We start from the raw sequence: 14,172 nt of genomic DNA, 5'->3' as shown, positions 1-14,172 counted from the left end.
TGCTATTTGACGAGTATGGCTCCGGAAAAAGTAAAGTTCCTCCGTTCATGAGCCATACCTGCCCTCCATTTGAATGAAGATTTCTAACTTTTGACTGACTTCCAGAACCGATTACCTGTAAATGTCCACCAGATTCGATATTAATATCACCCTGAAAAGAGCCGCCACCGTCTACAATAAAGTCGCCCTCCACGTTAACCTGACTTGCTGTTAGTTGACCGTTCGTAACCGCTTGCGAGAGACTTCCCACCAAAGTTATATTATTTGCGGTTGCCGTCGTACCCGCGCCAAATCGAACACCAACGTTATTATACTGATTTTTACTTGCGCTATCGCTATAGACGCCTAACCCGCTTGATACGGTAATATCATTAAGGACCGCGCGAGCACCGCTCGTGACATAAAGATAGCCGGCTCCTGCATATGAAGCGCCGCTGTAGCCGATATAGATCGGCACCCCGTTGCCCATGGTCAGCACGGTGCCGGAGTTCTGCACATTCACGTACATGTTCGCCTGATTGCCCGCTCCGAGCCCGGCTGCAGAGCCCGGAGAGCCGACATAGAAGGGCCCGTCGGTCAGCGTGATGTTGGCGCCGTTCTCGAAATTCCAGGTGAGTGTGCTCGTGCTGGAATAGAGCGCGCCCGGCTCCGGAATGTCCTGGGTGCAGGTATTGCCCGAGAATGTGTAGGTCGTCCCCGATTGGGTGTAGCAATCGGCAAGCGCCGCGCCGCTGCCGGAGAAATAGAAGCCGCCCGCGCCGAGAAGCAACGCACCGGAGAAGACCGTGCCGGCCATGAGGCTGCGCATGGCGCTGCGGCGTCCCCTGGGCTCCGGTCGAGACATGTAACGACGATCGATGGCAAGCATTCCGATATCCCCCGATAACAGCAAAGCCCACGGGCAAAGCCCGAAGCAACGAAGGCGCACCATTTTACATGATATTATTTTTGTAATTCTCGAGTCATTACTAACAAACTGAGATTTTTACGTCAATATAGTCGATTAATATCTATTTATATCATGTAATAGTGCGCCAAAAACCGAATTTATATTACAGTTAATTTTGAATATACCTGTTTTATTATTTTATAATATGCCCGATTTATACTTGTGGAGGGTGGCGCGATGCGGCGCCTGCCGCGCTTGATTGAAATCAATCCCTATGCTGCCGCGGCGTTCTATTCTGCGCGATGACGGTGGCCTTCGCCCTGCCTGCCGATCCAGCGGGCGGCCGCTCGCCGGGCGGGCCCGGGTCAGCGATGAGGGAGCCGATGAGGTGGAAAAACGCCATGAAGGCCGCGGAGGCGCGACAATGAACACGACGCTCAGCATGAACGACCGCATGAAAGCCCAATTCATCGAGACCGGCCTGACGGCGGCGATGACCTTGCCATCGGCCAACCGGCTGATGGAATGCGCGACATTCACGACCGCCGCGCCGCGCCAGAAGCTGTTTCACGAAGGCGATCGGGCGCGGCAGTTCTTCAGCGTGGTTACCGGCTATGTGCGCCTGTTCCGCCAGAACAGCGATGGCCGCGAGGCCGATATCCGCATCTGCGGGCCGGGGGATACCTTCGGCGCCGAACTGGTGTTTGCCGGCAACATCTGGACCTATGATGCGGAGGCCGCCGACAAGGCGATGCTGGTGTCATTTGATCTGGAAAAGGTGCGTGAGATCGCGGCAGGCGATGACGGCAGCTTCGCCCGCGCCATTGCCGCCTCCGTTTCCGCAGAGCTTCAGGACGCCCGCGACTGCATTGCCGGCGACCGGCTCAACACCGCGCTGCAGCGGGTGGCGCATTATCTGATCGAGCAATGTCCGGGTGGCGCTTCGCCGCAGACATTCCGGCTTGCCTGCCGCAAGAGCCTGCTTGCCGGCAAGCTTGGCCTGGCGCCGGAAGCGCTGTCACGCGCCTTCGCCACGCTGAAGACGCTCGGCGTCCATGTGCAGGGCCGCACCATCGAGATCACCGATATCGAGGCGCTGAAGGCGCTCTGAGCGCCCTCAGAGCCCGCCGTTTTCCTTCAGGAACGCGACCACATCCGCCACGCCCTCGCCGCGCTTCAAGTCGGTGAACACCGTGGGGCCACCTGCGCGCATGCGATCGGCATCCGCTGCCATGACGCCGAGATCGACCTCGACATAGGGCGCCAGATCCTTCTTGTTGATCACCAGCATGTCGGAGCGGGTGATGCCCGGCCCGCCCTTGCGCGGGATTTCCTCGCCCTGGCAGACCGAGATCACATAGATGGTGATGTCGGCGAGATCCGGCGAAAAGGTCGCCGCGAGATTGTCGCCGCCGGATTCGATGAAGATCACGTCGAGATCGGGAATCCGGGCATTGAGTTCGGCGATCGCCTGCAGGTTGATCGTCGCATCCTCGCGGATGGCGGTATGCGGGCAGCCGCCGGTTTCCACACCGATGATCCTGTCCGAAGTGAGCGCCTGCATGCGCACCAGCGCATCCGCATCCTCGCGGGTATAGATGTCATTGGTGACGACGGCGACGGAATGATCGCGGCTCATCGCCTTGCAGAGCTTTTCGGTGAGCGCCGTCTTGCCGGAGCCGACAGGGCCCCCGATACCGACGCGAAGGGGTCCGTTTGCGGATTTCATGGGTCTACCTCGTCAGTTTACGAGCGGAACAGGCGGGAATGCTGGGTTTCGTGGCGAAGTGCTGCGATATCCGCGCGGAAGGTGCAGGCGCCGAGATCCTCAAGGCTTGCGGCGGCGGCGCGGGCGCCCGTGTCAAGAATGGACGCCTCGAGGGCTGACAGAACCCGAAGCCCTGCCACCTGGCCCGAAAGCGAAAGCCTGATTGCCGCGGAGATCGCCTGCGACACCTGGGCATGGAGATAACCCTGGCAGGCAGCTTCGATGCCGATGCCATGGGCGGCCGCAACCGCCCCGAAGGCGACCGGCAGGGCAACCGGATCTGGCAGCCGCTCGAGCACGGGCGACGGCCATGCGCTGGCTGCGCCCATGAAGGCGGAGCCCAACGCCATCGTCTCGCCGTGGCGCTCGCGCGAACCGGCAAGCGCTTCGGCAAGGGCTGCGATATCATCCAGCGCGTCCGTGCCGTGGCTTGCCGCAAGCAGCACGGCATCGTTCCACAGAAAGCCATGCGCAAGCCCTGCTGCAAGCCAGGCTTGCAGCCCGTCCGCATCGCGCACGAAGCCGTCATGCGCCGCGCGCTCCAGCCCGCCTGAATAGGAAAAGCCGCCCAGCGGAAAGGCCGGCGAAAGCCAGGCGAGAAGCCTCAGAAGCGGTGCGCCGGAAACGGCTGCGCCATCAATCATGGTGGTGGTGATGGCCGTGATGATCGTGGTCTCCGTGAGAATGATCGTGACCGCCCGCCGCATGATAGGCGCCGCGCACCGGCTGGAACGGCTCCACCACCGCGTGCACATGCGCGCCGAGGCCTTCCAGCATCTGGCGGATCACGTGGTCGCGCAGGATCAGGATCCGGCCTTCCTCGATCTGCGCCGGCAGATGGCGATTGCCGAGATGCCAGGCAAGCTGGATCAAATGAAGCCTGCCATGGGCATGGATTTCGAAGAGTTCCTCGGGCGCGGCGGCGATCTCGATCAGCGTTCCGTCTTCCAGCACCAGCCTGTCGCCATCGGCAAACAGCACCGCGTCCTTCAGATCAAGCATCACGCTGGAACCGTCTTCAAGCTTCAGGGCCTTGCGGCGCAAATGCCGGCCCTCATGGGTGAGTTCGACCCGGCCGGCAACCGGCCCGCCATGTTCTCCCGCAGGAATGAAACTCGTGACGCGCTGCATGCAATTCCCTCTGAGCGCCCGGCCTGTAACGATGCTCTCTGCAACGATGCCGGGCATGCCTTCCTTCATAACAAGATTGCGACGCTTGGCAAGCACGTGGATGGGGACGCGCCGAGCAACAAAAAGGCGGCCATTGGCCGGCCGCCCTTCTTTCCTTCAAAGCGGATCGGAAGGCCTCAGGCGGCCTTGGCTTCGCGCTTCAGGTTTTCCAGAATGTTCTGCGGCGAAGAGACGCTGTAGGGGTCGGTCTCGCACATGTCGGAGAAGCCCTCTTCCTCGAACCACTGCTCGACGACACCATCATTGATGATGGCGGCATAGCGCCAGGAGCGCATGCCGAAGCCGAGATTGTCCTTGTTGACGAGCATGCCCATCTTGCGGGTGAACTCGCCCGAGCCATCCGGAATGACCTTCACGTGCGCGAGGTTCTGCCCCTTGGCCCAGGCATTCATGACGAAGGCGTCGTTGACGGACATGCAGTAGATCTCGTCGATGCCCTGCGCCTGAAACTCGGGGAACAGCTTCTCGAAATCAGGCAGCTGATAGGTCGAGCAGGTTGGCGTGAACGCGCCCGGCAGCGAGAACAGCACAACGCGCTTGCCCTTGAAGTAGTCGTTCGAGGTCATGTCCTGCCAGCGAAACGGGTTCGGTCCCTCAATGCTTTCATCGCGGACGCGCGTGCGGAAGGTAACGTTCGGAACTTTACGGCCGATCATTGCGATCTCCTTAATCAGTCTTGGGAATTTTATCGTGGCCGGATTTTAACGGTTCTGGGGAGGCGTTGAAAGGTCGGCGGGGCCGATCGGCGGCTTGTCATAGCTGGTATGCGATAAGTGCATGGCTACCAGGCCATCAGCGCGTTGTCGTTTTGGTTTTGAAGGCAGCCTGTCCCCTCACTCGGGGTCATCCTCGGGCTTGACCCGAGGATCCAAGCACATCTCACCACGACAGTGGTAAGGAGCCCACAATTCTCAGTGAGAGCTTGTGTCAAAACGCCAGTTCCGCTCGCGCCAGCAGTGAATAGATCCTCGGGACAAGCCCGAGGATGACGCAGCTCGACGGGAATGGCTTTGCGAAGTACGAAATTTGGGGGCCTGTTTACGTTCAAAGGTGACCCTGTCGGCTGGCTCACGGAGAGCCAACTGCTATTCTCGAGCGACATTTGCGGCCCAAGCAGACCTTATTCCTATCCCGAACTAGTGTCGAAAGTCGTCGCCTGACTGACCTGCCGCATGCTCAGAACAGGAAATACCGCTGCGCCATCGGCAGCACGTCGGCCGGCTCGCAGGTCAGCACCTCGCCATCCGCCCGAACCTCGTATGTTTCCGGATCGACGGAAATCTCCGGCGTTGCGGAATTGTGGACCATCGAGGCCTTGGAGATGCCGCCGCGGGTGTTCTTCACCGGCAGAAGCTGCTTGGCGACGCCGAGCTTGTGCGAGAGGCCGGCATCGAGCGAGGCTTCCGACACGAAGGTGACCGAGGAATTGGTGCGGGCCTTGCCGTAAGCGCCGAACATCAGCCGGTAATGCATCGGCTGCGGGGTCGGGATCGAGGCGTTCGGATCGCCCATCGGGGCCGCGGCGATCATGCCGCCCAGCAGAACCAGATCCGGCTTCACGCCGAACATCGCCGGCGACCACATCACGAGGTCCGCGCGTTTTCCCACTTCGACCGAGCCGATCTCGTGCGAGAGCCCGTGGGCGATGGCAGGGTTGATCGTATATTTGGCGATATAGCGCTTCACCCGGAAATTGTCGTTGTCACCCTGCTCCTGCGAAAGCCTGCCGCGCTGGCGCTTCATCTTGTCGGCGGTCTGCCAGGTGCGGATCGCGACCTCGCCGACGCGGCCCATGGCCTGGCTGTCGGAGGAGATGATCGAGAACGCGCCGATATCATGGAGAATGTCCTCCGCCGCGATCGTCTCCTTGCGGATCCGGCTTTCGGCAAAGGCGATGTCCTCGGGGATCGACGGCGACAGGTGATGGCAGACCATCAGCATGTCGAGATGCTCGGCGATGGTGTTTTTCGTATAGGGGCGGGTCGGGTTGGTCGACGAGGGGATGACGTTTGAAAACCCGCAGACCTTGATGATGTCCGGCGCATGGCCGCCGCCGGCGCCCTCTGTGTGGAAGGCATGGATGGTACGCCCCTTGAAGGCGGAAACCGTGTCTTCCACAAAGCCGCTTTCGTTCAGCGTGTCGGTATGGATCATCACCTGCACATCGTATTTGTCGGCAACGGACAGGCAGTTGTCGATCGCAGCCGGCGTCGTGCCCCAGTCCTCGTGGAGCTTCAGCGCGGCGGCGCCCCCCAGCACCATTTCCTCAAGCGTGCCGGGCAGCGATGCATTCCCCTTTCCGGCAAAGGCAAGGTTCATCGGAAAGGCGTCGGCCGCCTGGATCATCCGCTCCAGATGCCATGGGCCGGGCGTGCAGGTGGTGGCGAGCGTGCCGTGGGCCGGGCCCGTGCCACCGCCCAGCATGCAGGTTAGCCCGCTCATCAGCGCTTCCTCGATCTGCTGTGGGCAGATGAAGTGGATGTGCGCATCCATGCCGCCGGCGGTGATGATCTTGCCCTCCGCCGCGATCGCCTCGGTACCGGGGCCGATGATGATGTCGACGCCCTTCTGCGTATCCGGATTGCCGGCCTTGCCGATTGCCGAAATGCGCCCGTCCTTGATGCCGATATCGGCTTTCACGATGCCCCAGTGATCGATGATCAGCGCATTGGTGATGACGGTATCGACCGCGCCATCCGCCCGCGTCACCTGGGATTGGCCCATGCCGTCGCGGATCACCTTGCCGCCGCCGAACTTCACCTCGTCGCCGTAATGGGTGAAATCCTTCTCGACCTCGACGAAGAGCTCGGTGTCGGCAAGCCTGAGCTTGTCGCCCGTGGTCGGGCCGAACATCGAGGCATAGGCGGCGCGGGACATTTTAAAGGGCATGGAATTCCTCCTGGGGCGGGGCGGAAGGTTTTATACGGCAGCGCCGTCATATGCGTGCGGGCTCAGGCTCTTGGGATCGACGCCGTCGAGACAATTGGCGTTGACCGCAACCACCGCCGAACCATCCGGACCGGTGGCATGGGCGAAGCCCTCGATCCCGCAGGTCTTGCAGAACAGGTGATGGATCTTCTGCTTGTTGAACAGGTATTCGGTAAGGCTGTCCTCACCGCTGTTCAGCGTGAACTTGTCGCGCGGCACGAAGGTCAGCACCGAGCCGAGGCGCTTGCAGCGCGAGCAATTGCAGGTGACGGTGTGGTCGAGATCGGCCTCGACATCGAAATCGACAGCGCCGCACTGGCAGCTGCCGTGATAATGTTGAGCAGTCATGATCAAAGCTTCCCCATGATATCCTGACGGAATCCGTAAACCGTGCGGCCGCCCGCATAGGGCACCAGCGTAACATCGCGGGTCTGGCCGGGCTCGAACCTGACCGCCGTGCCGGCGGGAATATCAAGCCGCATGCCGCGCGTCTTGTCGCGCTCGAAGGAAAGTCCCGGATTGGCCTCGAAGAAATGATAGTGGCTGCCCACCTGCACCGGCCGGTCGCCGGTGTTGGAAACGGTCACAGTTACCGTCTCGAGGCCCGCATTGATCTCAATCTCGCCGTCAGCGGCGATCAGTTCACCGGGGATCATGTCGTTCTCCTCTTCACGCCGCCTGGCGTGGGCCGCAGCCCTCGGCCTTCAAGACGCGGACAGTGGACGCCGGGTGCCGGGCGAGTGCCTGGGCCGGACGGATGGGACGCGGGGTGAAGTTTCCGCCGCAATTCGGGCAGATGTCACGCAGGACGACGTCGACGCAATCGCTGCAGAATGTGCATTCAAAGGTGCAGATCATCGCCTCGGCGCTGTCGGGCGGCAGGTTCTTGTCGCAGCACTCGCAGTTCGGACGCAGCTCAAGCATTTCGGCTCCTCACCTGATCGGTTCATGCACGGTCACCAGCTTGGTGCCGTCGGGGAAGGTGGCTTCGACCTGGATGTCGTGGATCATCTCGGCGATGCCGTCCATCACCTGGTCGCGGGAAATCACATGGGCGCCGGCCTCCATCAGTTCGGCGACCGGGCGACCGTCACGCGCGCCCTCGACCACGAAATCGGTGATCAGCGCGATCGCTTCGGGATGGTTGAGCTTCACGCCCCGCTCCAGCCTTCGGCGCGCGACCATGGCGGCCATGGAAACCAGCAATTTATCCTTTTCACGGGGCGTCAGGTTCATGCGGTTCTCTCATTTCCTTGCAACTCACAGATGCCAGACTTTCGGCAGATTCCGGCCGTCCCGCAAGACCCTTAGTGCCGGAATCAGACTTTTTCTCAAATGATAGCCATCGGCCGCGACAATGCGGGCGACCAGCTTGCCATTCCACTCGCTCGCGCCGGCGGAAGCCGCCCCCAGCGCCTCGCGCACCTTCGGCATCAACGCCTCCGCGCGGGGCCCGCAATAAAGCAGCGTGGCGAAGGCGACATCGCCGCCGAGCACCGCCGTCTGCGCCACCAGATTTTCGATATCGCCGGTCATGCGGACGTCCTCGGCATGGATCAGCTGGCCGGCGCGGCGCACCCGCCAGCGGTCGCGGAAATTGCCGTAGCGCACCGCTTCGCCCATGGCCTTGCGGCCGAGAAGCACAGCCTCTATCGCAAGAAACTCGGCCGTCTCGGCAAGATCGACATCGAGCCTGCGGTTGAGAGAGGCATCGTCGAACAGGATGGTTTCCTGCGGCAGCCAGTCGAGCCGGGCGTTTTCGCCGACGCGCAATTCCGTATCGATCGCCGCCGGGCCGCTATCGGATTTGTAGATCTTCTCGCAGGCCTGCGTGGTGGCGGTCAGCGCCGTGCCATCGCCCGCGTCCAGATCCCATTGCAGCCGGTCGCCGCCGGTGAGCCCGCCCGACGTGTTGATCAGCACCGCTTCCATGGCGCCATCGAAGCTTTCGGGGATGCGAACCTTTGCAGCCCCTTCCTGATAGAAGGTCTCAAGCCGGGTCTTGCCGCCGGAAAGCTTGGCGCAAACGCGACCCGTGCCGGAGGTCCTCTGCGGCCTTGCGATCGACCCCGGGGTCAAAAGTTCCGTCCCGCCGTACATGCCCCCTCCTTGGCGCGCGCCGCCGCACCCTGTTCTTCGATACCGCTCCACCTTTCGCGCGAGGGCGCACCTGCCCGCACACCTGTTTGTTCCGTCCAGCCCATTGGTTTTCCTTTTTTATCGTGCTGCTGTCGATCGGCTCTACGCAAGTTTCGTGCCGTATCGACGGTAAGCGCGGGCCACCGGAAAATTCCCGATCTTTCCGCTTGCCCGGACAAAAGGTAAAACGCCTGAACCCCGTGCGCTGCTCCATCGAAGCGCACAATTTCTCCTCATTATGCGCGCCGAAGCATCACACCGTCAGATGCCGCCGCGCTTCGGCGGTATCGAGCGTTGCCGCCTCGCCCTCATGCACGATCACGCCGCGGTCCATGATGTAGACCTTGTCAGCCAGCTCGCGGCAAAAGTCGAGATATTGCTCGACCAGCAGGATCGCCATGCCGGTGCTGTCGCGCAGATAGCGGATGGCGCGGCCGATATCCTTGATGATCGAAGGCTGGATGCCTTCGGTCGGCTCGTCCAGCACCAGGATCTTCGGCCGGGTGACCATGGCGCGGCCGATCGCAAGCTGCTGCTGCTGGCCGCCGGAAAGGTCGCCGCCGCGCCGCGACAGCATGGTCTGCAGCACCGGAAACAGCTTGAAGATATCGTCCGGAATGGTGCGCTCGTCGCGGGCAAGCGGCGCAAAGCCGGTCTCCAGATTTTCCCTAACCGTCAACAGCGGAAAGATTTCGCGGCCCTGCGGCACGTAACCGACGCCGCGCTTGGCGCGCGCATAGGGGGCGAGCCCGTCGAGTTTGTCGCCGCCGAAACTGATCGCGCCCGCGGAAATCGGATGCTGGCCGGTCACGGCTCTGAGCAAAGACGACTTGCCGACGCCATTGCGCCCGAGCACACAGGTGATCTTGCCCATCTCCGCTGTGAGCGAGACGTTCCTGAGCGCCTGTGCCGCGCCGTAGTGGAGGTTGACGTTTTCAACGGTCAGCATGGGTGGAGCCTTCCTGGATGGGTAAGGGGTGCGCATAAGGAGGGGCGGCGACGTGCGGCCTGGATCCTCGGGTCAAGCCCGAGGATGACGCGGGAGAGAGATGCGGACCGCCGTGACAACCACGGCGTTTCTGCTCGCTCCGCGCCCGCATCCGCTTCACCGCCTCCCCACTTGTGTCATCCTCGGGCTTGACCCGAGGATCCAGGCGGATGGCATGAGCGGTTATGTCTACATCGTCACCAACAGGCCACACGGAACGCTCTATATCGGCGTCACCCGCGATCTCGAGCGGCGTATTCACGAACACCGCGAAGGTCTCGTTCCCGGCTTCACCAGCCGCTACGGCTGCCACCGGCTGGTCTGGTACGAGGAGCATTTCGAGATCGGCAGCGCGATTGCCCGCGAGAAGGCGTTGAAAGCATGGAACCGGGCATGGAAGATCGCGCTGGTGAGCGGGATGAATCCGGGCTGGGACGATCTTTACGAGACGTTCCTCTGAGCGCACCTGCCTGGATCCTCGGGTCAAGCCCGAGGATGACGCGTGGGGGGAGCGGAGCGCAAGAGCGGCGAACGCAGCGAGAACGGCCTGCCGTGGCTTTGAGACGCCAGAAAACGGGGTGAGCGAAATACCCGGGTCTTGCAGAATACTCCCCACCCCACCACTTGGGTCATCCTCGGGCTTGACCCGAGGATCCAGGCGGCAGTTCGCAGCGCTTCCCCCGTGCCCCATCCTCACCTCCCGAGATAGTTCTCGATGACCTTCGGGTCGTTCGACACGTGGTCGATAGAGCCTTCGGCGAGCACGGAACCTTCGGCAAGGCACGTGACCTTGACGCCGAGGTCGCGGACGAAGCCCATGTCGTGTTCGACGACGACGACCGAGCGATCCTTTGCAATCTCGCGCAGAAGCCGCGCGGTCTCGACGGTTTCGGCGTCGGTCATGCCGGCCACAGGTTCGTCCACCAGCAAAAGCTTCGGCTCCTGCGCCAGCAGCATGCCGATCTCCAGCCACTGCTTCTGGCCGTGGGAGAGGTTGGCGGCAAGCTCGGCCCTGCGGTCGGTCAGGCGGATGGTTTCGAGGATCTCGTCGATGCGGTCGCGATCCGTCCCGGACAGGCGGTAGAACAGCGTCGAGAACACGCCGCGCTTGCGGTTGAGCGCCAGCTCCAGATTGTCCCACACCGTATGGCTTTCGAACACGGTCGGTTTCTGGAACTTGCGGCCGATGCCGAGCTGGGCGATGTCGGCCTCGTCGCGCCGCGTCAGGTCGATCGTATCGGAGAAGAACACCTCGCCCTCGTCAGGCCTCGTCTTGCCGGTGATGATGTCCATCATCGTCGTCTTGCCGGCCCCGTTCGGGCCGATCACGGCGCGCAGTTCGCCGGGATCGATGACGAAGGACAGGCTGTTGAGCGCCTTGAAGCCATCGAAGGAGACCGAGACATTGTCGAGATAGAGCAGGCTTTTCGCGCGTTTTTCAGGATTGCTCATCGGGCTGGCTCCTCGGAGATGCCGTCGATACCGGCTTCCGCCTCTTCTGAATGTTCCATGCGGTCCTTCGCATCAGGGCCGGGCCTTTTCGAAAACCGGGCGGCGATGGTGCCGACTATGCCCTTCGGCAGGAAGAGGGTGACGGCGACGAACAAACCGCCAAGAGCAAACAGCCAGAAGGCGGGGAACAGTCCCGTGAAGATGGTCTTGCCGCCATTGACGAGAATCGCGCCGATGATCGGGCCGATCAGCGTTGCGCGCCCGCCGACCGCGGTCCAGATCACCACTTCGATCGAGTTTGCGGGGGCGAATTCGCCGGGGTTGATGATGCCGACCTGCGGCACGTAGAGCGCGCCGGCAACGCCCGCCATCATGGCCGAGACGACGAAGGTGAAGAGCTTGTAGTTTTCCACCCGGTAGCCCAGGAACCTGACCCGGCTTTCGGCATCGCGCACGCCGACCATGACCTTGCCGGCCTTGGAGCGCACGATTGCCGAGGCGATGAACAGGCCGAGCGCGAGGAAGATCGCCGAGGCTGCAAACAGCGCCGCGCGGGTGCCGTCGGCCTGGACGGAAAAGCCGAGGATATCCTTGAAATCGGTCAGCCCGTTATTGCCGCCGAAGCCCATGTCGTTGCGGAAGAAGGCCAGAAGCAGCGCATAGGTCATGGCCTGGGTGATGATCGAGAGATAGACGCCGTTGACGCGCGAGCGGAAGGCGAACCAGCCGAACACGAAGGCAAGCGCGCCCGGCACCAGCAGCACCATCGCCATCGCGAACCAGAACATGTCGAAGCCATGCCAGAACCAGGGCAGCGCCTTGTAGTTCAGGAACACCATGAAATCCGGCAGCACCGGATCGCCATAGACGCCGCGCGCGCCGATCTGGCGCATCAGATACATGCCCATGGCATAGCCGCCGAGCGCGAAGAAGGCGCCATGGCCGAGCGAGAGAATGCCGCAGAAGCCCCAGACCAGATCGAGCGACAGCGCCAAGAGCGCATAGCAGAGATATTTGCCGAACAGCGACACCAGATAGGTGGGAAGATGAAAGGCGCTGTCGGCCGGGATCGCCATGTTCAGGAGCGGCACCAGAAGGGCAATGACGAACAGAGCGATGATCGCGATCGACACCTTGCGGTCGAGCGAGCGGAGAAGATAAGCCGTGATCATGATTCAACCGCCCTTCCCTTGAGTGCGAACAGACCACGCGGCCGTTTCTGGATGAACAGGATGATGAAGACCAGCACCAGGATCTTGCCGAGCACCGCGCCGGCATAGGGCTCCAGGAACTTGTTGAGGATGCCGAGCGAGAAGGCGCCGACGAGCGTGCCCCAGAGATTGCCGACGCCGCCGAAGACCACGACCATGAATGAGTCGATGATGTAGGACTGGCCGAGATTGGGGGAGACGTTGTCGATCTGCGACAGCGCGACGCCGGCAAGGCCCGCGACGCCCGAACCCAATGCGAAGGTGAAGGCATCGACCCAGGGCGTGCGGATGCCCATGGAGGCTGCCATCCGCCGGTTCTGGGTGACGGCGCGCATCTGCAGCCCGAAGGCAGAGCGCTTCATCAGGAGAAGCAGGGCGAAGAACACGGCAAGCGAGAACGCCACGATCCATAACCGCGACCATGTGATCACCAGCCCGCCGAGATCGAAGGAGCCCGCCATCCAGGATGGGTTGCCGACCTCGCGGTTGGTGGGGCCGAAAATGCTGCGCACCGCCTGCTGCAGGATCAGCGACACGCCCCATGTGGCAAGCAGCGTTTCGAGCGGCCGGCCATAGAGGAAGCGGATCACGCCGCGTTCGATGATCAGGCCGACAGCGCCGGTGACGATGAAGGCGACCGGAAGCGCGATTGCCAACGACCAGTCGAACAGATGCGGATAGGAGGTGCGGATCACCTGCTGGACGACGAAGGTGGAATAGGCCCCGAGCATCACCATTTCGCCATGCGCCATGTTGATGACGCCCATGACGCCAAAGGTGATGGCAAGGCCGATCGCGGCCAGCAGCAGAACCGAACCGAGCGACAGCCCGTACCAGACATTCTGCGCCGCATCCCAGAAGGCGAGGCGCTTCTCGATCTTCGCCTGCGCGGCATCGATGTCGTCCTGCAGCTCCGGGCCGACGCTCGAACGCGCCGACAACAGGATGGAGATCGCCTCGCGGCCGCCAATGTCGGCGATATCCGAGATTGCCTCTGCCTTTTCCTCGGCGCTGCGGCCGGAATTCAGCACGGAAACGGCGCGCGCCTGCGCAAGAAGGGCAGCGATCTCGCTGTCGTCCTCCGTCTCGATCGCCTTTTCGAGGAGAACCAGATTGTCCTCGCTCGGTGCCTTCAGAAGCGATTCTGCCGCCGAAAGCCGGACTGCGCGGTTGGGGCTCATCAGCGTCATGCCGGCCAGCGCCGCGTCGATCGTGGAGCGGAGATTGTTGTTGACCTTGATCTTGTCGAGATCGCGCTTGGATGCCTCGCCCGCCTCCTCGCCGGTCAGCGGGTCGATCAGCAAAAGATTGCGGCTGGAAGACCCCTTGCGGGTGATGAACACGCGGCCATCATCCTTGCGGGCATAGAGATCGCCATTGGCCAGCGCCTTCAGCGCGGGAACGGCGGCATCGTCGCCGGTTGCTGCAAGTTCGTTTACCAGCGCTTCGGTTTCGCCGAAGCCACGCACCGAGCCGAACTGACCGATCATGCCGGACAGGTCGGACTGGGCAAAAGAAAGGGGCGCACATGTCAGAATGAAAAGGATGACTGAAACGAAAGCTCTGAAATAGCGCTTGCGGAAGAAAACGGACATATGCGCCCCCA

At 62.1% G+C, this 14,172-nt stretch carries 16 protein-coding genes; 2 read left to right on the top strand and 14 right to left on the bottom strand.

Annotation, left to right across the window (positions count from 1 at the left end):
• Positions 1 to 1,313 precede the first annotated feature (1,313 nt).
• Entirely contained in the window at positions 1,314 to 2,000 is a 687-nt protein-coding gene (locus HPQ62_RS18280) for a Crp/Fnr family transcriptional regulator (RefSeq protein WP_174804019.1), read from the top strand.
• 6 nt (positions 2,001 to 2,006) lie between these two features.
• On the opposite strand, the gene ureG is transcribed toward HPQ62_RS18280, so the two are convergent.
• The 11 genes from ureG to urtE all read right to left on the bottom strand — a co-directional run bounded on the left by ureG (position 2,007) and on the right by urtE (position 9,864).
• Positions 2,007 to 2,618 carry an urease accessory protein UreG gene (gene ureG / locus HPQ62_RS18275; RefSeq protein ID WP_174804018.1) on the bottom strand — a complete coding sequence of 204 codons (612 nt, stop codon included), beginning with the start codon at positions 2,616 to 2,618 and terminating at the stop codon, positions 2,007 to 2,009.
• 17 nt (positions 2,619 to 2,635) lie between these two features.
• A complete protein-coding gene (locus HPQ62_RS18270; protein WP_174804034.1) occupies positions 2,636 to 3,301 on the bottom strand; it encodes an urease accessory protein UreF in 666 nt (221 codons plus the stop codon).
• On the bottom strand, positions 3,294 to 3,788 hold the full coding sequence (gene ureE / locus HPQ62_RS18265) for an urease accessory protein UreE (RefSeq protein ID WP_174804017.1): 495 nt from the start codon (positions 3,786 to 3,788) through the stop codon (positions 3,294 to 3,296). The genes HPQ62_RS18270 and ureE overlap by 8 nt, the downstream gene beginning before the upstream one ends.
• A 176-nt stretch (positions 3,789 to 3,964) precedes the next feature.
• Complete coding sequence (locus HPQ62_RS18260) at positions 3,965 to 4,504, bottom strand: peroxiredoxin (RefSeq protein WP_174804016.1); 540 nt, start codon at positions 4,502 to 4,504, stop codon at positions 3,965 to 3,967.
• A 520-nt stretch (positions 4,505 to 5,024) separates the two neighbouring features.
• On the bottom strand, positions 5,025 to 6,737 hold the full coding sequence (gene ureC / locus HPQ62_RS18255) for an urease subunit alpha (RefSeq protein WP_174804015.1): 1,713 nt from the start codon (positions 6,735 to 6,737) through the stop codon (positions 5,025 to 5,027).
• A gap of 30 nt (positions 6,738 to 6,767) precedes the next feature.
• The gene (locus HPQ62_RS18250; RefSeq protein WP_174804014.1) at positions 6,768 to 7,124 is read right to left on the bottom strand and encodes a GFA family protein; all 357 of its coding nucleotides are present in this window, start codon (positions 7,122 to 7,124) and stop codon (positions 6,768 to 6,770) included.
• Between the two features lie 2 nt (positions 7,125 to 7,126).
• Complete coding sequence (locus tag HPQ62_RS18245; RefSeq protein WP_174804013.1) at positions 7,127 to 7,432, bottom strand: urease subunit beta; 306 nt, start codon at positions 7,430 to 7,432, stop codon at positions 7,127 to 7,129.
• A 13-nt stretch (positions 7,433 to 7,445) separates the two neighbouring features.
• Positions 7,446 to 7,700, bottom strand: coding sequence for a DUF1272 domain-containing protein (locus HPQ62_RS18240; protein ID WP_174804012.1), 255 nt, complete (start codon positions 7,698 to 7,700; stop codon positions 7,446 to 7,448).
• A 9-nt stretch (positions 7,701 to 7,709) separates the two neighbouring features.
• Positions 7,710 to 8,012 carry an urease subunit gamma gene (locus HPQ62_RS18235; RefSeq protein ID WP_174804011.1) on the bottom strand — a complete coding sequence of 101 codons (303 nt, stop codon included), beginning with the start codon at positions 8,010 to 8,012 and terminating at the stop codon, positions 7,710 to 7,712.
• 24 nt (positions 8,013 to 8,036) lie between these two features.
• On the bottom strand, positions 8,037 to 8,876 hold the full coding sequence (locus tag HPQ62_RS18230; RefSeq protein WP_174804010.1) for an urease accessory protein UreD: 840 nt from the start codon (positions 8,874 to 8,876) through the stop codon (positions 8,037 to 8,039).
• Positions 8,877 to 9,168: 292 nt separating this feature from the next.
• The gene (gene urtE, locus HPQ62_RS18225; RefSeq protein WP_174804009.1) at positions 9,169 to 9,864 is read right to left on the bottom strand and encodes an urea ABC transporter ATP-binding subunit UrtE; all 696 of its coding nucleotides are present in this window, start codon (positions 9,862 to 9,864) and stop codon (positions 9,169 to 9,171) included.
• Positions 9,865 to 10,078: 214 nt separating this feature from the next.
• On the opposite strand from urtE, the gene HPQ62_RS18220 reads away from it, so the two are divergent.
• Entirely contained in the window at positions 10,079 to 10,363 is a 285-nt protein-coding gene (locus tag HPQ62_RS18220) for a GIY-YIG nuclease family protein (protein ID WP_174804008.1), read from the top strand.
• Positions 10,364 to 10,596: 233 nt separating this feature from the next.
• On the opposite strand, the gene urtD is transcribed toward HPQ62_RS18220, so the two are convergent.
• The 3 genes from urtD to urtB are packed head-to-tail and all read right to left on the bottom strand — an operon-like array spanning position 10,597 to position 14,161.
• The gene (gene urtD / locus HPQ62_RS18215) at positions 10,597 to 11,355 is read right to left on the bottom strand and encodes an urea ABC transporter ATP-binding protein UrtD (protein ID WP_174804007.1); all 759 of its coding nucleotides are present in this window, start codon (positions 11,353 to 11,355) and stop codon (positions 10,597 to 10,599) included.
• Positions 11,352 to 12,527, bottom strand: a complete 1,176-nt coding sequence (gene urtC, locus HPQ62_RS18210) for an urea ABC transporter permease subunit UrtC (protein WP_174804006.1) — start codon at positions 12,525 to 12,527, stop codon at positions 11,352 to 11,354. Before urtC ends, urtD begins: the two co-directional genes overlap by 4 nt.
• Positions 12,524 to 14,161, bottom strand: a complete 1,638-nt coding sequence (gene urtB, locus HPQ62_RS18205; protein ID WP_425312650.1) for an urea ABC transporter permease subunit UrtB — start codon at positions 14,159 to 14,161, stop codon at positions 12,524 to 12,526. Before urtB ends, urtC begins: the two co-directional genes overlap by 4 nt.
• Between the last annotated feature and the right edge of the window lie 11 nt (positions 14,162 to 14,172).

The sequence above is a fragment of the Martelella limonii genome, assembly GCF_013344475.1.
Classification (GTDB): domain Bacteria; phylum Pseudomonadota; class Alphaproteobacteria; order Rhizobiales; family Rhizobiaceae; genus Martelella; species Martelella limonii.
Note: the sequence above shows the minus strand (reverse complement) of the source record. Positions and strands in the feature narration are given on the sequence as shown.